Origin of the sequence: Citreimonas sp., from assembly GCF_042096055.1 — a bacterium.
GTDB lineage: Bacteria > Pseudomonadota > Alphaproteobacteria > Rhodobacterales > Rhodobacteraceae > Citreimonas.
Genome location: NZ_JBELMH010000059.1, coordinates 1 through 21,576, shown reverse-complemented (window position 1 = coordinate 21,576; position 21,576 = coordinate 1). Strand labels below are relative to the sequence as shown.

Annotated in this window: 24 protein-coding genes; 23 read left to right on the top strand and 1 reads right to left on the bottom strand. The window is 67.5% G+C overall.

Annotated features, from left to right (window positions below):
* The 10 genes from ACFDTC_RS12985 to ACFDTC_RS12940 all read left to right on the top strand — a co-directional run.
* A partial coding sequence (locus tag ACFDTC_RS12985; RefSeq protein ID WP_375259307.1) for a UbiA family prenyltransferase occupies window positions 1-393 on the top strand: 393 nt, incomplete at its 5' end.
* 4 nt (window positions 394-397) lie between these two features.
* Complete coding sequence (locus ACFDTC_RS12980; protein WP_375259306.1) at window positions 398-568, top strand: cytochrome C oxidase assembly protein; 171 nt, start codon at window positions 398-400, stop codon at window positions 566-568.
* Window positions 558-1,139 carry a cytochrome c oxidase assembly protein gene (locus ACFDTC_RS12975; RefSeq protein WP_375259305.1) on the top strand — a complete coding sequence of 194 codons (582 nt, stop codon included), beginning with the start codon at window positions 558-560 and terminating at the stop codon, window positions 1,137-1,139. The genes ACFDTC_RS12980 and ACFDTC_RS12975 overlap by 11 nt, the downstream gene beginning before the upstream one ends.
* Before the next feature lie 18 nt (window positions 1,140-1,157).
* On the top strand, window positions 1,158-1,964 hold the full coding sequence (locus tag ACFDTC_RS12970) for a cytochrome c oxidase subunit 3 (RefSeq protein WP_375259304.1): 807 nt from the start codon (window positions 1,158-1,160) through the stop codon (window positions 1,962-1,964).
* 136 nt (window positions 1,965-2,100) lie between these two features.
* Window positions 2,101-2,775 carry an SURF1 family protein gene (locus ACFDTC_RS12965; RefSeq protein ID WP_375259303.1) on the top strand — a complete coding sequence of 225 codons (675 nt, stop codon included), beginning with the start codon at window positions 2,101-2,103 and terminating at the stop codon, window positions 2,773-2,775.
* Window positions 2,776-2,779: 4 nt separating this feature from the next.
* On the top strand, window positions 2,780-4,168 hold the full coding sequence (gene thrC, locus ACFDTC_RS12960) for a threonine synthase (RefSeq protein ID WP_375259302.1): 1,389 nt from the start codon (window positions 2,780-2,782) through the stop codon (window positions 4,166-4,168).
* Window positions 4,165-5,427 (top strand): M16 family metallopeptidase, encoded by a 1,263-nt coding sequence (locus ACFDTC_RS12955; protein WP_375259301.1) that lies wholly within the window; start codon window positions 4,165-4,167, stop codon window positions 5,425-5,427. Before thrC ends, ACFDTC_RS12955 begins: the two co-directional genes overlap by 4 nt.
* Window positions 5,427-6,011, top strand: a complete 585-nt coding sequence (locus ACFDTC_RS12950; protein WP_375259300.1) for a GNAT family N-acetyltransferase — start codon at window positions 5,427-5,429, stop codon at window positions 6,009-6,011. Before ACFDTC_RS12955 ends, ACFDTC_RS12950 begins: the two co-directional genes overlap by 1 nt.
* Before the next feature lie 168 nt (window positions 6,012-6,179).
* The gene (locus ACFDTC_RS12945) at window positions 6,180-7,001 is read left to right on the top strand and encodes an MBL fold metallo-hydrolase (protein ID WP_375259299.1); all 822 of its coding nucleotides are present in this window, start codon (window positions 6,180-6,182) and stop codon (window positions 6,999-7,001) included.
* Between the two features lie 38 nt (window positions 7,002-7,039).
* A complete protein-coding gene (locus tag ACFDTC_RS12940; RefSeq protein WP_375259298.1) occupies window positions 7,040-8,464 on the top strand; it encodes an FAD-binding oxidoreductase in 1,425 nt (474 codons plus the stop codon).
* Here the strand turns inward: ACFDTC_RS12940 and ACFDTC_RS12935 are convergent.
* The gene (locus tag ACFDTC_RS12935; protein WP_375259297.1) at window positions 8,461-9,288 is read right to left on the bottom strand and encodes a lytic transglycosylase domain-containing protein; all 828 of its coding nucleotides are present in this window, start codon (window positions 9,286-9,288) and stop codon (window positions 8,461-8,463) included. The genes ACFDTC_RS12940 and ACFDTC_RS12935 overlap by 4 nt on opposite strands.
* Before the next feature lie 339 nt (window positions 9,289-9,627).
* Here ACFDTC_RS12935 and ACFDTC_RS12930 point away from each other — a divergent pair, with 339 nt between their 5' ends.
* From ACFDTC_RS12930 to ACFDTC_RS12870, 13 genes are all read left to right on the top strand, one after another.
* Window positions 9,628-9,807 carry a Flp family type IVb pilin gene (locus tag ACFDTC_RS12930; protein ID WP_375259296.1) on the top strand — a complete coding sequence of 60 codons (180 nt, stop codon included), beginning with the start codon at window positions 9,628-9,630 and terminating at the stop codon, window positions 9,805-9,807.
* 83 nt (window positions 9,808-9,890) lie between these two features.
* Window positions 9,891-10,079 carry a hypothetical protein gene (locus tag ACFDTC_RS12925; RefSeq protein WP_375259295.1) on the top strand — a complete coding sequence of 63 codons (189 nt, stop codon included), beginning with the start codon at window positions 9,891-9,893 and terminating at the stop codon, window positions 10,077-10,079.
* A 37-nt stretch (window positions 10,080-10,116) separates the two neighbouring features.
* On the top strand, window positions 10,117-10,992 hold the full coding sequence (gene cpaB / locus ACFDTC_RS12920; RefSeq protein WP_375259294.1) for a Flp pilus assembly protein CpaB: 876 nt from the start codon (window positions 10,117-10,119) through the stop codon (window positions 10,990-10,992).
* Window positions 10,993-11,212: 220 nt separating this feature from the next.
* On the top strand, window positions 11,213-12,562 hold the full coding sequence (locus tag ACFDTC_RS12915; protein ID WP_375259293.1) for a type II and III secretion system protein family protein: 1,350 nt from the start codon (window positions 11,213-11,215) through the stop codon (window positions 12,560-12,562).
* A gap of 4 nt (window positions 12,563-12,566) precedes the next feature.
* A complete protein-coding gene (locus ACFDTC_RS12910; RefSeq protein ID WP_375259292.1) occupies window positions 12,567-13,244 on the top strand; it encodes an OmpA family protein in 678 nt (225 codons plus the stop codon).
* Between the two features lie 201 nt (window positions 13,245-13,445).
* On the top strand, window positions 13,446-14,684 hold the full coding sequence (locus ACFDTC_RS12905; RefSeq protein WP_375259291.1) for a CpaE family protein: 1,239 nt from the start codon (window positions 13,446-13,448) through the stop codon (window positions 14,682-14,684).
* Window positions 14,685-14,698: 14 nt separating this feature from the next.
* Window positions 14,699-16,150, top strand: coding sequence for a CpaF family protein (locus tag ACFDTC_RS12900; protein WP_375259290.1), 1,452 nt, complete (start codon window positions 14,699-14,701; stop codon window positions 16,148-16,150).
* Window positions 16,151-16,162: 12 nt separating this feature from the next.
* The gene (locus tag ACFDTC_RS12895; RefSeq protein WP_375259289.1) at window positions 16,163-17,122 is read left to right on the top strand and encodes a type II secretion system F family protein; all 960 of its coding nucleotides are present in this window, start codon (window positions 16,163-16,165) and stop codon (window positions 17,120-17,122) included.
* 4 nt (window positions 17,123-17,126) lie between these two features.
* Window positions 17,127-18,098, top strand: a complete 972-nt coding sequence (locus ACFDTC_RS12890) for a type II secretion system F family protein (RefSeq protein ID WP_375259288.1) — start codon at window positions 17,127-17,129, stop codon at window positions 18,096-18,098.
* A gap of 3 nt (window positions 18,099-18,101) precedes the next feature.
* Complete coding sequence (locus ACFDTC_RS12885; RefSeq protein ID WP_375259287.1) at window positions 18,102-18,656, top strand: tetratricopeptide repeat protein; 555 nt, start codon at window positions 18,102-18,104, stop codon at window positions 18,654-18,656.
* 28 nt (window positions 18,657-18,684) lie between these two features.
* Window positions 18,685-19,545, top strand: a complete 861-nt coding sequence (locus tag ACFDTC_RS12880) for a tetratricopeptide repeat protein (RefSeq protein ID WP_375259286.1) — start codon at window positions 18,685-18,687, stop codon at window positions 19,543-19,545.
* Window positions 19,546-19,549: 4 nt separating this feature from the next.
* Window positions 19,550-20,044, top strand: coding sequence for a prepilin peptidase (locus ACFDTC_RS12875; protein WP_375259285.1), 495 nt, complete (start codon window positions 19,550-19,552; stop codon window positions 20,042-20,044).
* A 94-nt stretch (window positions 20,045-20,138) separates the two neighbouring features.
* On the top strand, window positions 20,139-21,449 hold the full coding sequence (locus ACFDTC_RS12870; protein WP_375259284.1) for an ATPase: 1,311 nt from the start codon (window positions 20,139-20,141) through the stop codon (window positions 21,447-21,449).
* Window positions 21,450-21,576 lie beyond the last annotated feature (127 nt).

Genomic DNA, 21,576 nt, shown 5'->3' with positions numbered 1-21,576 from the left:
CTGACCTTCATGTGGACGCCGCCGCACTTCTGGGCGCTGGCGCTTTTCGTGCGGCAGGACTACGACAACGCAACCGTGCCCATGCTGACGGTCACGCATGGCCGTCGCGTCACCCGCGTGCACATCTTGGTCTACACCGCGCTTCTGGCCGCGCTGGCCATCGGCACCGGCTTCACGGCGATCGGCGGGCCGGTCTACCTGGCGGTGGCGCTCGTTCTGAACGCTCTGTTCCTGAAGGGCGCCTTCGCCATCTGGCGCCGCGACGAGGCGGCGTCCGAGGCCGACAACTTCGCGGTCGAGAAGCGCTTCTTCAAGCTGTCGCTGCTGTTCCTCTTCGCGCATTTCGGCGCGATCCTTCTGGAAGCGGCCGCCGGTCGCCTTGGCCTTTGGTGACCGCATGAGCCTGAGCAAGCAGCACGAACTTCACCGCCGCCGGAAGGGCCGCAACATCGGTGTCGGCCTGTCGCTGGCGGCGCTGATCGTGATCGTTCTGGGCCTGACCGTGGTCAAGGTGACGCGCGGCGGTCTCGAGTTCCAACCAGCCACGGAGATGTCGGATGGCTCTTGACGGCAAGACGAAGACATTGGCGACGACCGTCGGCGTCGTCGTTTTCATGGGCGCGATGGCCTGGGCCTCGGTCCCACTGTACGACTGGTTCTGCCGCGTGACCGGCTACGGCGGCGCGACCGGAGTGGCCGAGGCGACTGACGGCCGCATCCTCGACCAGACGATCAAGGTCCGCTTCGACGCATCGCTGGAAAAGGGCATGCCGTGGGAATTCAAGCCCGTGCAGCAGGAGATGACCCTGCGCATCGGCGAGGAGGGCATGGCCTTCTACGAGGCCTACAACCCGACCGACCGCCCCATCGCCGGCTCGGCCAGCTACAACGTCGCGCCCTTCGGCGCCGGCGGCTACTTCTCGAAGATCGACTGCTTCTGTTTCGAGGAACAGGTGCTGCAGCCCGGCGAGCGGGTTCAGATGCCGGTGGTGTTCTTCGTCGATCCCGACATCGTGGACGACGTGGACGCGAACCGGTCGAAGCACATCACCCTGTCCTACACCTTCTACGAGATCGACCTGCCCGAAGACGCGCAGGCCGCTCTTGACACCGGCGCTGCCGCAACGACAACGAACTGATGGCGAACGAGGGACCCGATGGCTCACGCTAAGAATCACGACTACCACATCCTGAACCCCTCAATCTGGCCGTTCCTGACGTCCGTCGGCGTGTTCGTCATGCTGTTCGGCGCGGTGCTGTGGATGAAGGGCTACGCGCCCTGGATGTTCCTGATCGGCTTCGTCGGCGTGCTCTACACCGCCTTCGGCTGGTGGTCGGACGTCATCGCCGAAAGCCAGGTCGGCGACCACACCCCGGTGGTGCAGATCGGCCTGAAATACGGCTTCATCCTGTTCATCATGTCCGAGGTGATGTTCTTCTTCGCGTGGTTCTGGAGCTTCTTCAAGCACGCGCTCTACCCGATGGACCCCACCGGCATGAGCCCCGCGGTCGACGGCGTCTGGCCGCCCGCCGGGATCGAGACGTTCGACCCGTGGCACCTGCCGCTGATCAACACGCTGATCCTGCTGTGCTCGGGTGCAGCGGCGACTTGGGCGCACCACGCGCTGGTGCACGAGAACAACCGCCAAGACATGAAGTGGGGCCTGATCATCGCCATCGTTCTCGGCGTGATCTTCACCTTCTTCCAGGCCTACGAGTACACGCACGCGGCATTCGGCTTCTCGGGCAACATCTACGGCGCCAACTTCTTCATGGCCACGGGCTTCCACGGCGCGCACGTCATCATCGGCACGATCTTCCTGTTCGTCTGCCTGATGCGCCTGCTGCGCGGGCACTTCACCCCGGACAAGCATGTCGGGTTCGAGGCCGCCGCCTGGTACTGGCACTTCGTCGACGTGGTGTGGCTGTTCCTGTTCGCCGCCGTCTACGTCTGGGGCGGCTGACCCGTCGCCCATACGCGACCTGCAGGCGCCCGCCACCCGGCGGGCGCTTCGCGTTTGCGGCATGCGTCCGCTCGGGCGAAGGGGGATTGAACCCGCCTCGCGCTGCGGTAAACCCGCCTGAACCCAGGAGACTTCCGTGACCCGCTACCTCGCCCCCCTCCTGATCGGCCTCATCGGCGCCGCGATCCTCGTGGCGCTGGGGATATGGCAGGTCCAGCGGCTGGCCTGGAAAGAGGGCATCATCGCCGAAATAGACTCGACCATCGCCGCCGATCCGCAGCCCTTGCCCCAGGTCGTCGCCCCCGCCGCGCAGCGCTACCAGCCCGTCGCCCTGCAGGGCGAGATCGGCGAAGGCGCGCTTTACGTCCTTGTCTCGGTCAAGCGGCAGGGGGCGGGCTGGCGGGTGATCTCGCCCTTCACGGCCGAGGACGGCCGGCGCGTGCTGCTGGATCGGGGCTTCGTCCCGGCGGCGGAAAAGGACATAGCCCTGCGCACCGGGCCGGCCGAGGTGACGGGCAACCTGCACTGGCCCGACGACCGCAACAGCGCCACGCCGGCCAACGCGCCGGAGGACAACACCTGGTACGCGCGCGACATCGGCCCCATGTCCGACGCGCTGCAGACCGAACCGCTGCTGGTGGTGGCGCGCAAGATCGATCCCGCGGACGAGCGCCTGCAGCCGATCCCGGTGGACAGTGCCGGCATTCCGAACGATCACCTGCAATACGCGATCACGTGGTTCTCGCTCGCCGCGGTGTGGATCGCGATGACGCTGACCTGGATCAGGACGCAGGCCAAAGGCAAGGACTGACACGATGCGCTATATCTCGACCCGCGGCCAAGCGCCGTCCCTGAGTTTTGAGGAGGCGATGCTGTCCGGCCTCGCCCGCGACGGCGGCCTCTATGTCCCCGAGACGATCCCGCAGATGTCCGGGGACGACATCCGCGCGCTGCAAGGCCTCGGCTACGAAGAAACCGCCTTTCGCGTGATGCGCCCCTTCGTCGGCGACACGTTCGACGATGCGACCTTCCGCGACCTGATCGCGCGGGCCTACGCGAATTTCGGCCACAACGCCCGCGCTCCGCTGAAGCAACTGGCGCCGAACCATTTCCTGCTGGAACTGTTCCACGGGCCGACGCTGGCCTTCAAGGACTTCGCGATGCAGCTCATCGGTCAGATGTTCGAGCATGTGCTGACCCGCAACGGCAGCCGCGTGACGATCGTCGGCGCGACCAGCGGCGACACCGGCAGCGCGGCGATCGAGGCTTTCCGCGGGCTCGAAGCGGTCGATGTCTTCATCCTGTACCCACACGGCCGCGTGTCCGAGGTGCAGCGCCGCCAGATGACCACGCCGTCCGAGGCGAACGTGCACGCGCTGGCCATCGACGGGCACTTCGACGACGCGCAGGCGCGGCTGAAGGACATGTTCAACGACTTCGACTTCCGCGACCGGGTGCGGCTGGCGGGCGTGAACTCGATCAACTGGGCGCGGGTGCTGGCGCAGGTCGTCTATTACTTCTCGGCCGCCGCCAGCCTCGGCGCGCCCGACCGCAAGGTCAGCTTCACCGTGCCCACGGGCAATTTCGGCGACGTCTTCGCAGGCTTCATCGCCAAGCGCATGGGCCTGCCCATCGACACGCTGGTGGTGGCGACCAACCAGAACGACATCCTGCACCGCTGCCTGACCTCGGGCGACTACACCAAGGGCGAGGTCGTGCCCTCGATCAGCCCGTCGATGGACATCCAGGTCAGCTCCAACTTCGAACGCGCGCTGTTCTACGCCTATGGACAGGATGGCGCCGCCGTCACGCAGCTGATGGACGAGCTGAAGGCCGGCGGCTTCTCGGTCAGCCAGGGCGCGCTGCAGGCCCTGCGCGAGGATTTCGCCTCGGGCCGCGTGTCCGAGGACGAGACCAGCGCGATGATCCGGCAGGCCCACGCCACGATGGGCGAGCTGCTGTGCCCGCATTCCGCCATCGGCGTGAAGGTGGCCGAGGACCTACGCGACCCGGCGGTGCCGATGATCACGCTGGCCACCGCGCATCCCGCGAAGTTCCCCGACGCCGTCGAGGCCGCCAGCCACATCCGCCCGCCCCTTCCAAAGCGCATGGCGGACCTGTATGACCGGCCGGAACGCGTGACCCGCGTCGCCAATGATCTCAAGGCCCTGGAAACCCTGATCGAGGAGCGTATCGCCCCGTGACCGTGCAACTTGCCACCTTGCCCAACGGCGTCCGCGTCGTGACCGAACACATGCCGCACCTGTCCTCGGCCGCGCTGGGGGTCTGGGTGTCGGCGGGCGGCCGGCACGAACGCCCCGAGCAGAACGGCATCGCGCATTTCCTCGAGCACATGGCGTTCAAGGGCACGGAACGGCGCAGCGCGCTCGGCATCGCCGAGGCGATCGAGGACGTGGGCGGCTACATCAACGCCTACACCTCGCGCGAGACGACCGCGTATTACGCCCGCGTGCTGGGCCAAGACACGGAGCTGGCGCTGGACGTCATCGGCGACATCCTGATGAACCCGGTCTTCGAGAACCGCGAGATCGAGACCGAGCGCGGCGTGATCCTGCAGGAGATCGGACAGGCCGCCGACACGCCCGACGACATCATCTTCGACTGGCTGCAAGAGCAGTGCTACCCGGACCAGGCGCTGGGCCGCACCATCCTGGGCGAGGCCGACCGCGTGCGCGCCTTCACCCGCGACGACCTGCTGCGCTTCGTCAATGAACGCTACGGTCCGGGCCAGTTGATCGTCTCGGCCGCCGGCGCCGTAGACCACCACGCGATCGTGGCCCAGGCCGAATCGCTGTTCGGCCACATGAAGCCGCGCCCTTCCGGGAACCCGGACGCCGCGCGCTTCCACGGCGGCGAGATCCGCAACGACAAGCCGCTCGAGCAGGCGCACATGGCGTTGGCCTTCGAGGCGCCGGGCTATCGCGATCCCGCCTTCTACACCGCGCAGATCTACACGATCGCGCTGGGGGGCGGCATGTCCTCGCGCCTGTTCCAGGAGATCCGCGAGAAGCGCGGCCTGTGCTACACGATCTTCGCGCAGTCGGGCGCCTATTCCGACACCGGCACGACGACGATCTACGCCGGCACCAGCGGTGACGAGATCGGCGAGCTGATGGGCCTGACCATCGACGAGATGAAGCGTGCCGCCGACGACATGACCGATGCCGAGATCGAGCGCGCCCGCGCCCAGATGAAGGCCGGCCTGCTGATGGGGCTTGAAAGCCCCTCGGCCCGCGCGGAACGCATGGCGCGGATGATCCAGATCTGGGGAGAGGTGCCGGACATCGAGCGTACCGTGGCCCGGATCGAGGCCGTTGATGGCGCAGACGTGCGCGCTTTCGCGCAGGCGCAGGCGGTGCAGGCCGAACCGGCGCTGGCGCTCTACGGCCCGGTGACCGGTGCGCCCGACCTCGAGTCGCTGAAGGCCCGACGGGCCGCCTGATGCTGAGCCTGCGGCGCAAGCTGACGCTCGAGACCGAGCGCCTGACCCTGCGACCGCCGGTGCACGCCGATTACACGCCCTGGTCGCGGCTGCGTCGGGACAGCCGCGATTTTCTGACCCCGTGGGAACCGGCGTGGGCCGAGGATCACCTGTCGCGCCGCGCCTTCACCAACCGCGTCTACTGGGCCTCGCGCTCGATCGGCGCGGGCACGGCCCTGCCGCTGTTCCTGGTGCGCCGGGACACCGACGAGATCGTCGGCGCGATCACGCTTGACAACATCCGCCGCGGACCGGCGCAGGCCGGTACGCTGGGCTACTGGGTCGGCGCGCCGTTTTCGCGCATGGGCTTCATGTCCGAAGCGATCGCCGCGATGGTGCACCACGCCTTCGACCGGATGGACCTGTCGCGCCTCGAGGCCGCCTGCCTGCCCGAGAACGTCGCCTCGCGCGGGCTGCTCGAACGCTCGGGCTTCAAGTACGAGGGCGTGGCGCAAAGCTACCTGCAGATCGACGGACGGTGGCGCACACACGTCCTATACGCCGCGCTGCGGTCGGACCGGCGCGGACGGACCGAGACCGGCTAGGGCCACACCGGCCGCTTGTCGAGATCCCGGCACAATCACGGCCTCAGTGCATCGGATGCCTACCGAGCAGGCAGGGGCGCCCCATGCCGGCCAGCTTGCGCAAGCGTGATTTTGGCACCTGCCGGATTCGGCCTACCGTTGGGTCAAGCCTCAGCCCCGGAGCCGCCCATGATCCGCATTGCCCTTGCCCTGATCCTCGCCTTCGCCACTGGTGCCGCCGCGCAGACGCGTCAGCCCAGCCATTGCATCGCCGTGGCGGATGCCGCGCCAGGGCTGGAATACCTGCAGAAGGCCAGCTGGAGCGCCCCGGTCGAGGACTACTCGGTCCGCATTCATTACATCGCGCACGCCTCGTTCCTGATCCGCACGCCGGGCGGGCTGAACGCGGTCACGGACTACTCGGGCACGATCGGCGACACCGCGATGGTGCCGGACGTCGTCACGATGAACCACGCCCACTCGACCCACTGGACCGCCGCGCCCGATGCGCGGATCCCCAACATCCTGCGCGGCTGGGGTGAGACGCACGGCGCCGGCGTCGATCACTACCTGGACCTCGACGAGATGCTGGTGCGCAACGTGTCGACCGACATCCGATCGGCCTTCGGCGGACGCGAGGACGACGGCAACTCGATCTTCGTGTTCGAGGTGGCGGGGCTGTGCGTCGGGCATCTCGGCCACCTGCATCACGAACCGACCGACGCGCAATACGCGGCGCTCGGCCGGCTGGACGTGGTGATGGTGCCGGTCGATGGCGGCTATACCCTGCCGCTGGACACGGTGATCAACGTGGTGGACCGGTTGCGCAGCTCGGTCGTGATCCCGATGCACTGGTTCTCGTACACCGCGCTCGACCGATTCCTGGACGGCGTGTCGGACACGTTCATCGTGGATCGACGGGACGAACCGTCGCTGGACGTGTCGCTGCGCACCCTGCCGTCGCGGCCGACGGTGGTGGTGCTGCGGCCGGAATGGCTGCGCGACGAGTGACCTTTCCGTCCCCGGCGTAAAGCGGCTATGTCTGGCGCATGACGCCGCACACCCTTTCCCCCGCCGACGACGCCTTTGCCGAGCGCCTGCGCGCCGCCCTGCCCGAAGACACGCTGGAACGCGCACGTCCCGGCCAGCTTGAGGAACCACGCGGCCGCTGGCGCGGCACGGCGCAATGGTCGGCCCGGCCGCGCAGCGTGGACGAGGTCGCCGCGATCCTGCGCGCCTGCACCGAGGCGCAAGTGCCGGTCATCCCCTATGGCGGCGGCACCGGGCTGGTCGGCGGCCAGATCGCGCCGGACGGCCCGGTGCCGCTGCTGCTGTCCACCGACCGGATGGCGGCGATCCGGGCGATCCATCCGGAGGAGAACACCGCCATCGTCGAGGCCGGCGCGATCCTGGCCGACGTGCAGGCGGCGGCGCGCGACGCCGACAGGCTGTTTCCGCTGTCGCTCGCCTCGGAAGGCTCGGCCCGGATCGGCGGGTTGCTGTCCACGAACGCGGGCGGGGTCAACGTGCTGCGCTATGGCAATGCCCGCGACCTCGTGCTGGGGCTCGAGGCGGTGCTGCCCGACGGCAGCGTCTGGAACGGCCTGAAACGTCTGCGCAAGGACAACACCGGCTACGATCTGCGACACCTGCTGATGGGGGCCGAGGGCACGTTGGGCGTGATAACCGCCGCCGTGCTGAAGCTGTCCGCCCGCCCCGCGGCGACCGGAACGGCGCTGCTGACCGTGCCCGATCCCGCCGCGGCGCTGTCGCTGCTGGCGATGGCGCGCGACCACGTGGGCGAAGGCATCAGCGCCTTCGAGATCATGCACCGCATGGGCTTCGACTTCCTGCGCGAGACGCTGCCGGACGTGCGGCAGCCCTGGCCCGAACCGCCGGAATGGTGCGTGCTGATCGAGCTCGGTCTCGGACGCGGCCAGAACCCGACCGAAGCGCTCGAGACCCTGTTCGCCGAGGCATTCGAGGCGGGGCTGACCGAGGACGGCATGGTCGCCCAGTCGGAGACCCAGTCCGCCGAGTTCTGGGCGTTGCGCGAACGGATCCCCGAGGCCAACCGGCACATCGGCGCGATCTCCAGCCACGACATCTCTGTCCCGCTCGGCGCCCTGCCCGAGTTCATCCAGCGCGCCAGCCCCACGCTGGCGGAGCTGGGCCATTTTCGCATCAACTGCTTCGGCCACCTTGGCGACGGCAACCTGCACTACAACGTCTTCCCTGTCGCCGGCGAAAACCGTGCCGATCACGAGGACAAGCGCGACGCGATCAAGGCCTGCGTGCACGATCTGGTGCACGCGCTCGACGGGTCGGTAAGCGCGGAGCACGGAATCGGGCGGCTGAAGGTCTCGGACCTCGAGAAATACGGCGACCCGACGAAACTGGCGGCGATGCGCGCGATCAAGGCGGCACTCGACCCGGCCGGGATCATGAACCCGGGCGCGGTGCTGCGCGGCTAGGGCCGGGCGAAGACGCACCCGTCCGAGATCAGCTCGGGCGGCGTCAGGCACAGCGCGCGGGCGGTGCGGAAGGCCTCGAGCACCTTGGGCACGTAGTCGCGCGTCTCGGCATAGGGCGGCACGCCGTCGTTGTCGGCGATCGAGTTCTCGCCGGCGTTGTATCCGGCGAGCACGAGGATCGGGTCGCCCTCGAACATGCGCACCAGCAGGTCCAGGAAGGCGACCGCGCCCGCGATGTTCTGATCCGGATCGAAGGGGTCCGAGACCCCGAAGCGCGCCGCCGTGGCGGGCATGAGTTGCATCAGCCCCTGCGCGCCCGCGCGGCTGACGGCATCGACCCTGCCGCCCGATTCCACCGCCATCACCGCAAGCACCAGCGCGGGCGACACCCGCGTCCCGACCGTCTCGCGCATCACGCGCGCGCCGTGTGTGCCCGCCATCGCGCGCAGCGCATCCAGCCGCGGCGCCGCGACGCCACGTCCCTGCGGCGCCGCGTTGGTCAGCGCCGCCAGCGCCGGTTCCAGCCGCCCCGGTCCGCTGTCGGCGAGCCTGGGCGACACAGCGTCCCAGAACCACGCGTGGCGAGACGCCGGTGCGGCGCCGGGCGTCGCCGCGACCGCGGGCTCGGCGGGGGCCTTTCTCTCGGGACGCGGCGGGATGGCGGGCTCGGCCCGCGGCGCGATCTGGACGGTGATGCGTTTGGTCGTGCCGGGCGGCGGCGGCGTCACGCGGCGGGCGGAGAATTCCGTCGCCGCCTGCTGCGCCGGGGCTTCCGACCAGCCCAACAAGGCGCATGCCAGCGCCAAAGTGAATCGCGATCGCATCCGCTCGAAGCCTCGCCAATTTTAACGATATGCTCGCACAAGGCGCGCTCATTCTCCATATCCGCGGCGCAATTCTCGCACTTTGCAAAGCGGATCTTGAAATTTGCCCACCCGAAAGCCGCGGAATCAGATGGCAAGCAACTGTTATATTTATATAATTATGACATCAGCGGATTTTCCACCTGCCCCGGAGAAATACCGACTTGAGCCAATTCCAGCCACACTCTCGCCCCAAACCGCCGGCTATATGGACCCATGCCGCGGCAGGACAGGGCAAGGTGAGAGAGGCCCGGGACGGACTGGAGCGGTGAGAGAGAGCGAACGCAACGGAGAGACACCATGTTCAACTTCATCAAGAATTTCCGCAAGGACGAAGACGGCGCAGTCACCGTGGACTGGGTCGTGCTGACCGCAGCCATCGTCGCCCTGGCCGTCGTCGCATTCGACACGATCGGCGCCAACGCGACCACCCTGATCGGCCAAGCGGCCACCTCGGTCGGCGCAGAAGCAGGCCTCTAAGGCCCGCCAGAACGAGATGTTTCGGCCAGGCAGGAGCACGCTCCGGCCTGGCCTTTTCTTCCCGCCTTCCAAGGAGGTGTGCCATGTCCTTCAGAAAGATCCGATTGTTCCGGCGCACCGAAGACGGCGCCATCACGGTCGACTGGGTCGTGATCTGCGCCGCGATCGTCGCCCTGGGCCTGTTCGCGACCAACCTCATCAGCACGAACGCCGTCACCTCGGTGAACGCGTCGGCCACGAGGATGCAGGAGATGCCCGCCTACGGACAGTGACGTCCGGCCACCCTACCGCTTCTGACGGAGGCAAGACATGCGACTCGTATTCGGATTCGTCCTGATCGCCGGCCTCGGCATGGCCGGCTTCGCCGTGAAGATGGCCATGGACTACGTGGGTACCTACGAGGCCGCGCTGGCCGCGGAACGTCAGAAGACCAACGAAACCATCGCGACCACCCCGATCTACGTCGCCAAACGCCCGCTCGCCTATGGCGAGATGGTGACCGAAGACGACGTGATCCTGGCCCGCTACCCGACCAATATCCTGCCCGAAGGCTATTTCGACGAGGCCCGACCCGTCGCCGAGGACGGCGCCGCGCCGCGCCTGGTCCTGCGTGCGATCGAGCAGCATGAACCCCTTCTGACCGTCAAGCTGAGCGAGCCCGGCGGCGATGCCGGCCTCGTGTCCCGTCTCAATCCGGGCGAGCGTGCCTTCGCGATCAAGGTCGACGTCGCCTCGGGCGTGTCCGGCTTCCTGCGCCCCGGCGACATGGTAGACATCTACTGGACCGGGCGCCCGCAGGGTCGCGACGGCGGCCTTCCCGACGGCGAGGTCACGCGCCTGATCGAAAGCACCGTGCGCCTGATCGCCATCGACCAGATGGCGAATACAGAGACACGCGAGGTTGCCATCGCGCGCACTGTCACCGTCGCGGCAACGCCGCTCCAGGTCGCAGCACTGGCACAGGCGCAATCGACCGGACGCATGTCGCTGTCGCTGGTCGGGCTCGAGGACGGCGCGGCCGTGACCGGACCGATCGAGGTCGACGAACGCGACCTTCTGGGCATCGGCGAGCCGACGCAGACCGCGCTCGCCCCCGCGCCCCAACAGCCGCGCAAGCAGCAATGCACGATCCGCACCCGCCGCGGCGGCGACGTCATCGAGACGCCGATCCCCTGCACGAACTGACGCCGGCGCACGCCTTGTCCTTCGATCGCCCTGTGTTGCGGGTTCTCCACAGCAGCCGGGCCGCGGAAGCGGTTGATCGTTGTAATAATTCCGCAACCGCCGCATAGTTTTCGCCAAAGCGGGCGCAGACCTGCACGCAAGGCGCGATCGAAAGGCAGGCCCAATGGCATTCGGCAGGTTAATCGCGGCGGCCCTGGTGGGGATCGCGGCAGGGGCGGCGATGCTGCCCCCATCGGCGTTGGCCGATACGTTGCGTATCGTCAGCAACGGCACCGAGCGCGTGCTGTCCGTTCCCATGAACCGCGCGGTCGTCGTCGAAAGCGACGTGCCCTTTGCCGAACTGTCGATCGCCAACCCGGCGATCGCCGATATCTCTTCGCTGTCCGACCGGTCGATCTACGTGCTGGGAAAAAGCCCGGGCACCACGACGCTGACCATCCTCGACGGTCAGGGGCAGCTGATCACCAATGTTGACGTGCGCGTGGCCGCGGACGTGGCCGAGTTCAAGGAACGCCTCGGCCAGATCCTGCCCGGCGAGACCATCGAGGTCCGCACAGCGAATGACGGCATCGTGCTTTCGGGCGTCGTGTCCTCGACGCTGAAGATGGAGCGGGCGCTGGAACTGGCGCAGCGCTACGCGCCCGAACGGGTGTCGAACCTGATGTCGGTCGGCGGCGTGCAGCAGGTCATGCTGAAGGTCCGCTTTGCCGAGATGCAGCGCTCGGTCGCCAAGAGCCTGCGCGCGTCGGTGTCGGGCATCGACGGCACGCAACGTCTGGGAACCGGGAACTCCGCCGACTTCCCGCTGCCGATCGGTTCGCCGCGGCCGCTGACTGGCGACTCGACCGCCGAGGGCGCCGTGCTGTTCGGCTTCAACGCAGGAGGGCTGGAGGTCGGCATCCTGCTCGAGGCGCTGGAATCGAAAGGCGTCGTTCGCACGCTGGCCGAACCGAACCTCACCGCGCTGTCGGGCCAAGAGGCCAAGTTCCTGGCGGGCGGCGAATACCCCGTTCCCGTGGCGCAGCAGAACGACACGACCACGGTCGAGTTCAAGCCTTTCGGCGTCGAGCTGAACTTCATTCCGCGCGTCGTCGACGGCGATCTGATCAACCTCGAACTCAAGGCCGCCGTGTCGTCGATCGACACCAACAACGGCATCGATATCGGCGACATCCGCATCGACGGCTTCCGCCGCCGCGAAACGTCGACCACCGTCGAGATGCGCGACGGCGAAAGCTTTGCGATCGCGGGCCTGCTGCAGGACGATTTCCGCGATCTCAACGGCCAGGTCCCCTGGCTGGGCGACATCCCCATCCTGGGCGCGCTGTTCCGCAGCGCCGACTACTCGCGCCAGCAATCCGAGTTGGTGATCATCGTCACGCCGCACCTGGTGACCCCCACGCGGGGCGAGGCGCTGGCGCTGCCGACCGACCGCGTCGTGCCGCCGACCGAGCGGGACCTGTTCCTTTACGGTCGCGTGAGCGGCGGCGCCGCCGCGCCCACCCGCGGTGCTGCGGGCGAGGTCGCGCGACAGGATTTCAGCGGTTCCTACGGCTACGTGATGGATTGATCCGATGCACACGCCGTCCATCACACCGCTCACCATCGCGGCACTCGCCGCCCTGGTCGCCGTCGCGTCCTGCGCACTCGACAGAGGTCCGGTGCGCGGCTCGTTCAACCGCGAGGCCGGGTCGCAGCTTGATACCGGCGGGTTTGGCAATGCGACGATGGCCAATCACCTGGCGATGACCACCCTCGAGCGGTTCGCCTATGACATGGCCCACCGCTTTGCCGACGAGGTCGTGACCGTCGTCAACTTCGCGTTCAACAGCGCCCAGCTCAGCGACCAGGCGCGCCGGACGCTGAGCGACCAGGCGCGCTTCATCCGCCAGTTCCCCGAGATCACGTTCCGCGTCTACGGGCACACCGACCTCGTCGGTTCCGACGCGTACAACTACCAGCTCGGCCTGCGTCGAGCCCAGGCGGTCGTGGCCTACCTGGCGGCACAGGGCATCAGCACCACGCGGCTCGAGGCGGTCGTGTCCTACGGCGAAGAGCAGCCGCTGATCGTCACCGAGGGCCGCGAGCGGCGCAACCGCCGCACGGTCACCGAGGTGTCGGGCTTCGTGGCCGACCATCCCAACGTGCTCGCCGGCGAATACGCCGAGGTGATCTGGCGCGGGTACGTGGCCTCGGCCATTCCGGCCACCACGCTCACCGGCACGCAAACCGCGGCCTCGGCTGCCGAGTAGTCGACTTTTCCCAAAGCGTGAACACTATCCCAGAATCGGGGTAATTTGGCCCCATTCCTGCCCGGTTTGCCCGCGACAGTGCCTGCCATGGACCAAGGCGCCCGATCTGGAATCGGCGCTGCGATCCGGCCGTGGGGGCCGTCGGTCATCCGAAGTCTGCCCGCCATCCGGAGCGCATGAGTGCGAGGAACGCGAGGCAACATGACGGGAACTCCCTCACAGCTGGAAGCGGCGCCAATCGTCGCGTGCACGATCAGCCGTGACGTGCAGACCTTCGACCTGCTGATCGAGGACATGGATTCGCTGCTGGGCGAAGCCTGGGGGGATCTGGGCTTCGACGAAGCCGTGGCGTTCCTGGAACAACCCGACGCGGCCGAGCTGCGTTTCGTCGCCATAGCCATCGATGCCGAGGACGAGGTCGATCTGACGCGCCTCTGCCGGATCATCGCGCAGGCCAAGGCACACGGCGTCCGCGTGGTACTGATCGCCGAGGACGTCACACCCGCGTCCCTGCACCAGCTTCTGCGGCAGGGCGCCGACGAGTTCGTGCCCTACCCCCTGCCCGAGGGAGAACTGGCCGCCGCCGTCAAGCGGCTCGAGGAAAAACCGATCCTTCAAGGCGCGGCGAACGGTGGCAAGAGCGTCGCGCTCTCGGGTGGCGGCGACGGCGTGCTGATCGCCGTGCAGGGCCTCGCCGGCGGCAACGGCGCCACGACGATGGCCGTCAACCTGGCCTACGAGCTGTCGCTGAACCGCAGCGCGGGCAAGGCGCCTCGCGTCTGCCTGCTGGATCTCGGCCTGCAATTCGGCTCGGTCTCGACCTATCTCGACCTCGACCGACGCGAGGCGGTGCTCGAGGTCCTGTCGGACGTTGAATCCATGGACGGAGAAAGCTTCGGCCAGGCGCTCGAGACGGTCGAGGGGTCCTTCCAGGTTCTGACGGCGCCGCCGGACATCCTGCCGCTCGACATGATCTCGCCCGATGACGTGAAGAAGCTGCTGGACATGGCGCGCGAGCATTACGACTTCGTCGTCGTCGACATGCCGTCGACGCTGGTGCAGTGGACAGAGACCGTGCTGACCGAGTCGCAGGTCTACTTCGCGGTCGTCCAGCTCGACATGCGCTCGGCGCAGAACACGCTGCGGCTGAAGCGGGCGCTGCAGGCCGAGGATCTGCCGTTCGAGAAGCTGCGCTTCGTGCTCAACCGCGCGCCTAAATTCACCGACCTGCAGGGCCGCAGCCGCGTCAAGCGCATGGCCGAAAGCCTCGGCATCGCGCTGGACCTGCGGCTGCCGGACGGCGGCCACGCCGTTGCGCAGGCCTGCGATCATGGCAGCCCGCTGGCGAAGGCCGCCGCGAAGAACCCGCTGCGCAAGGAGATCGCCAAGCTCGCGCAGGATCTGCACGCCATCGGCGCGACCGACGCCGAAGCGGCCTGAGGGAGGAACCAGCGATGTTCTCGCGTTACCGCAAGACCCAGGTCCAGGGCGCGGCCCCCGTGGTCGACCGTCCCGCAGCCGCCCAGTCGACCCCCTCGGTCGCGCAGTCCGCCACGCCGCCGCGTCCGACTGCCACGCGCAAGCCCAGTCCGCAATCGGCGCAGGCGGTCCCGCAGGACAAGGAGAAGAAGCGCAAGGAACGCTTGGGCGAGATCAAGCTCGAGCTGCACCGCGCGCTGCTGGAGAACCTCAACCTCGCCGCGCTCGATCAGGCCAGCGAGGCCGAACTGCGCGAGGAAATTACCGCGATCGCGTCCGAGGCGCTGCAGGAAAAGAACATCGTTCTCAATCGCGACGAGCGCCGGATGCTCAACAACGACCTCTACGACGAGGTCAAGGGCCTGGGCCCGCTCGAGGCGCTGCTGAAGGACGAGACCGTTTCGGACATCCTGGTGAACGGGCCGCGGCAGGTCTTCGTGGAACGGGACGGCAAGCTGTCGCTGTCCGACGTGACCTTCAAGGACGAAAAGCACCTGATGCGGATCATCGACAAGATCGTCTCGGCCGTGGGCCGGCGCGTCGATGAATCGAACCCCTACGTCGACGCGCGCCTGTCGGACGGGTCGCGCTTCAACGCGATGGTCCCGCCGATCGCGATCGACGGCAGCCTGGTGTCGATCCGGAAGTTCAAGAAGGACAAGCTGGGCATCGACGACCTCGTCCGCTTCGGCGCCTTCACCGAGGAAATGGCCGTCTACCTGCAGGCGGCGGTCGCCACGCGGCTCAATATCATCGTGTCGGGCGGGACGGGTTCGGGCAAGACCACGACGCTCAACGCCCTGTCGTCCTTCATCGACGACAGCGAACGCATCCTGACGATCGAGGATACCGCGGAACTCCAGTTGCAGCAGACCCATGTGGGCCGGATGGAAAGCCGCCCGCCCAACGTCGAGGGAAAGGGCGCGGTCACGCCGCGCGACTGCCTGAAGAACGCGTTGCGGATGCGACCCGACCGCATCATCGTGGGCGAGACGCGTGGCGAGGAAGTCATCGACATGTTGCAGGCCATGAACACCGGCCACGACGGTTCGATGACCACGATCCACGCCAACAGCGCCCGCGACGGTGTCGCGCGTCTGGAAAACATGATCGCCATGTCGGGGATCGAGATGCCGCTGAAGGCCACGCGCTCGCAGATCGCGTCGGCCGTGAACCTGATCGTGCAGGTCAGCCGCCTGCAGGACGGTTCGCGCCGCATGACCTCGATCACCGAGGTGACGGGAATGGAGGGCGACGTGATCTCGATGCAGGAGATGTTCCGGTTCCAGCGCGTCGGCCTGACGCCCGACAACAAGATCCTGGGCCACTACACCGCGACGGGCGTGCGCTCGTCCTTTTCGGAGCGATTCCGGATGTGGGGCTACGACCTGCCGCCGTCGATCTACGAACCTTTCCGCGGCGAATGAGGATTTCCTTCGATGTCTGAAGCCATCATCTACGGCATGATCTTCCTGGGCGTGCTGGCCCTGGTCGAAGGCGCCTATCTCGTCGCCTTCGGCAAGTCGATCAGCCTCAACAACAAGGTGAACCGGCGGCTCGAGATGCTCGAGAAGGGCACCGGGCGCGAAGAGGTGCTGGCGAAGCTCCGCAAGGAGATGGACCAACACATGGGCTCGCGCGGGCTGCCGCTGTACACCCTGCTGGCCGAGAAGGCGCAGAAGGCCAACATCGCGTTCACGCCGCAGCAGCTTCTGATGCTGATGGCGGCGCTGTCGCTGTTTTCCTTCGCCGGCCTCAGCGCGGGCACCGAGGCCAGCGGCGCGGTGCGGCTGGTGATGGCCGCGGCGATGGGCGTGGGCGGCGTCTACATGTGGGTGAACTACAAGGCCAAGAAGCGCATCTCGATGATCGAGGAGCAGCTGCCCGACGCGGTCGAGCTGATGGTCCGCAGCCTGCGCGTGGGCCACCCGTTCAGCAGCGCTATCTCGATCGTGTCGAAAGAGATCAAGGATCCGCTGGCCACCGAGTTCGGCGTCATCGCGGACGAGGCGACCTACGGCCGCGACATGGGCGAGGCGCTCAAGCACATGGCCGAGCGGCTGGACATCCAGGACCTGCGGTTCCTCGCAGTGTCGGTCGCGATCCAGCAGCAGGCCGGCGGCAACCTGGCCGAGATCCTCGATGGTCTGGCCAAGGTGATCCGCGCCCGCTTCCGCCTGTTCCGCCGCGTCAAGGCCATCACCGCCGAGGCGCAATGGTCGGGCAAGTTCCTGTCCGGCTTCCCGCTGGCCGCGCTGGCCTTCATCCAGGTGTCCAAACCCGACTTCTACGACGACGTGCTGGACCACCCGTACTTCATTCCCGCCTGCTTCGTCGTGGGCATCATGCTGGTGCTCAACATCGTCGTGATGCGCGCGCTGGTGAACATCAAGGTCTGACCCCATGCTCGACACTCTGGACACGATGCTGGTCGACGCGCTCGGCCCGGCGGGACCGCTGATCGCGGTGGCGGGGCTGGCGGCGCTGATGCTGCTGATCACCATCCCGATGATGATGAATTCGCGGCCCGACCCGCTGGACAAGCTCAAGGAGACGGGGCGCACGCGGCTCGAATCCGACACCCGCGCGGTGCTGCGCGAGAAGCGGCGCAACGAGAAGCTGAACAAGTACGCGCAGTTCCTCGAGCCGCAGAACGCCAAGGACCTGTCCGAGATGCGCATGCGCCTGCTGCAGGCGGGCTATCGCGGCAAGGACGCGGTGCAGATCTACTACTTCGCGCAGGTGGTGCTGGGCGTCGGCATGCTCGCCCTGGGCACCGCCTACTACTTCGGCGCCATCGACAGCCCCGACGCCAGCCTCAAGCAGAAGCTGATCTACATCATCGGCCCGGGTGCCGTGGGCTACATGGCGCCAAAATACTGGGTCACGCGCCGCGTCGCCGAACGCCAAGACGAGATCCAGCGCGGCTTTCCCGACGCGCTCGACATGATGCTGGTCTGCGTCGAGGCCGGCCAGTCGATGGACCAGTCCATCGTCCGCGTCGCGGCCGAGATGCGCGCCTCGTACCCCGCCCTTGCCGACGAGTTCCAGATCATCGCGCACGAGATGAAGGCCGGCAAGGACAAGGCCGCCGTGCTGGCCGACATGTCCGACCGTTGCGGCGTGCAGGACATCTCGTCCTTCGTGACGGTGCTGAACCAGGCGGCGACCTTCGGCACCTCGATCGCCGACGCGCTGCGGGTCTATGCCGGGGAGATGCGTGACAAAAGGGTCATGCGCGCCGAAGAAGCGGCCAACAAGCTGCCGACAAAGATGACTCTGGTGACTATGATGCTGACGGTGCCGCCGCTGCTGATCATCCTGGTCGGGCCTTCGGCGGTCGGCATCGCCAACATGGGCAACATCGGACAGTAGACCATGCGCCTCACCGCGCCCGGCGCCACGGCCGCGCTGCTTATCCTGGCCGCCTGTGCCGCGGGCGTCCCGTCGCATGACGGCGTGTTCGCGCCCGGCGTCGATCCTTCGGCACAGGCCGAGGACGGGCTGGTCGTGGGCCATCGCCTGATGCAGGCCGGCGAGTACCAGCTGGCGCTGGACGCCTTTACCCGCGCCGCCGGGCAGCAGGGCCTGACGGCCGAAGTGCTCGTGGCGCTGGGCACCGCGAACTTGGCGCTCGGCCGCCTGAACCAGGCCGAGGACCTGCTGCGCCGCGCCACGCGGGAAGACGCGGAGTGGCCCGAAGCCTGGAACAACCTGGGCGTCGTGCTGATCGAACGCGGCCAGACGGCCGAAGCGGCCGCCGTCTTCCGCAAGGCTTTCGCGCTGGACAACGGCCAAAGTACCGCGATCCGGGACAATCTGCGCTTGGCTCTCGCAAAACTGGAAGATCCCGGCTATGATGAGGCCGCACAACAACAATACCGCTTGGTGCGCGAAGGCAGCGGGTCCTACAGGATCCGGCGCGCACCTTGACGAGGCAGAGCATCGAGGGGACGCACCCATGCGCCATCCCGTTACCGCCACCGCGTTCGCGGTGGTCTTCGGCACGTTGGCCGGATGCGGCGGCACAAGCGGCGAGGATGCCGTTGAACGCAGCCTTCGCGGCGTCAACGTCGTGGACGAGACCAACCTCAACGACGTGATGCTGACCGTCGGCGACCCGAACGAGGCGGTGTCCTACTTCCAGCGCACGCTGACCGACAACCCAGACCGCATCGACGTGCGCCGGGGCCTCGCGAAATCGCTGGTCCGGGCCCGTCGGATCCCCGAGGCCCGCGCCGCATGGGAAGCCGTCATCGCCCACGAGGACGCCACCCACGAGGATCACGTCGACCTCGCGGACACGCTGATCCGCGCCGGTGACTGGGACGGGGCCGAGGCGGCGCTGAACGGCATCCCGCCCACCTACGAGACGCACGCGCGCTACCGGCTCGAGGCGATGGTCGCGGACAGCAACCAGGAATGGGGCAAGGCCGACAGCTTCTACGAGATCGCGGCCGGCCTCACCGACACGCCCGCGCCGGTCCTGAACAACTGGGGCTATTCCAAGCTGACCCGCGGCGAGGCGCAGGCCGCCGAGCGGCTGTTCGCCGACGCGATCCGGCTCGACGGGACGATGTTCACCGCGAAGAACAACCTCGTCATGGCGCGCGGCGCGCAGGGCGACTACACGCTGCCGGTCATCCCGATGAGCCAGACCGAGCGCGCGCAGCTGCTGCACACCCTCGGCCTCGCGGCGATCAAGCGGGGCGACGTGCAGACCGGCAAGTCGCTGCTGCGCGACGCGATCGAGACGCATCCCCAGCACTTCGACGCCGCGGCACGCTCGCTGGCCGCGCTCGACGGCAACCTGGCGAACTAGGACGATGGGCATCTCGGCCAGCGCCGCGGCGTGGTTCCTTCCCCTGGCGCTGCCGATCTGCCTTTACGTCTGCTATACCGATCTCAGCACGATGCGCATCCGCAACCACGCGGTGATCGCGCTGTTCGCCGTCTTCGCGCTGGTGGGCCCGTTCGTCATGCCGCTGGACCTCTACGCCTGGCGGTACGTGCATCTCGGCGTCGTGCTGGTCGCCGGGATCGCGCTAAACTCGGGCGGCGCTTTGGGGGCCGGCGACGCGAAGTTCGCCGCCGCCGCCGCACCCTTCGTCCATATCGCGGACCTCCGCGTCGTGCTGGCGCTGTTCGCCGCCACCTTGCTGACCGGCTTCGCCGTGCACCGCGTCGCCAAGCATACCGCGCTGCGCCGCATGGCGCCCGACTGGGAAAGCTGGCGCAGCGGTACCCGTTTCCCAATGGGTCTCTCGCTTGGCGGGACGCTGGTGCTGTACCTGGCCATGGGCGCGCTCTACGGGCGCTGACGCATGTCGGGTAGCAAGTCAAAGTCACGACCGCGCCCCGGATTGGCCACATTGCCCTGCCACCCAAGGCCGAAAGCCCGCGGCGGAGCACGAGATGACCATGCACCCAAGCGCCGTCATGGCGCCCCCTGCCCCAAAATCCATCGCCGAGGTCGGCCTGTCGCCGGTGCTGATGCGCGACACGCTGCTCAAGACGCTGTTCCGCCGCAACACCAACGTCGTGACCGAGATCGCGCGCACCGTCTGCCTGCCCGTGCCGATCGTGCAGGAACTGATCGACATGCTTCGCGGTCAGGGCATGGTCGAGGCGATGGGCACGCTGGGCCCGGGCGGCACCGTCAGCGCCGAGATGCCCTACCAGCTGACCGACAGCGGCAAGGCCCGCGCGCTCGACGCATTGGCGCAGTCGGAATATTTCGGGCCCATGCCGGTCCCGCTCGACGTCTACCGCGAACAGGTGGCGCGGCAATCGATCCGCAACGTGCAGGTTACCCGCGCGCAGCTGAGCGCGGCGATGGGCGATCTGGTCCTGCCGCCGGACCTGATCGCCAAGCTCGGCCCTGCCGTCAGCGCCGGCCGCTCGATCCTGATGTACGGCCCCCCGGGCAACGGCAAGAGCTCGATCTCGAACGGCATCCGCGAAGCCTTGGGCGACCGGATCTACGTGCCGCGCGCGATCGAGTATTCGGGCCAGATCATCACCGTCTACGACCCGATCGTGCACGCCGCGATCGAGGATGCCGACCAGCCCGTCTCGGCGCTGCGCCGCACGGACCGCTTCGACCGACGCTACGTGATGTGCCGCCGTCCGACGGTCATCACGGGGGGCGAGTTGAACCTGTCGATGCTCGACCTCGTCCACAACCCGACGGCACGAACCTACCAGGCACCGCTGCAGCTCAAGGCGACCGGCGGCGTGTTCATCGTCGACGACCTCGGCCGCCAGCAGGAGCCGCCGCAGAAGTTGGTGAACCGCTGGATCGTCCCGCTCGAGGAAGGCCGCGACATCCTAGCCCTGCAATCGGGCGAGAAGTTCGAGGTGCCGTTCGACACGCTGGTGATCTTCTCGACCAACTTCCATCCCAACGAGATCTTCGACCAGGCGGCCCTGCGCCGGATCTTCTACAAGATCAAGGTCGACGGCCCGAACCAGGACGACTTCCTCAAGATCTTCGCGATGGTCGCGCGCAAGAAGGGCCTGCAGCTTGACGAGGCGAGCCTGGTGCACCTGCTCAAGCAGAAATACCCGACGATCGGCAACGTCTACGCAAACTACCAGCCGGTCTTCCTGATCGACCAGATGATCTCGATCTGCGACTTCGAGGGGCTGCCCTACCGGATGAGCCCCGATCTGATCGAGCGCGCCTGGTCGAACATGTTCGTGGCCGACGACATGATGGGCTGAGCGTCGCGTGGCATCGGGCGGATTTTTCCGCTTGACGCCATGGGGCACCGACCGTAATCACCCGCCACGCGTCGGCGGAGTAGCTCAGTTGGTTAGAGCAGCGGAATCATAATCCGCGTGTCGGGGG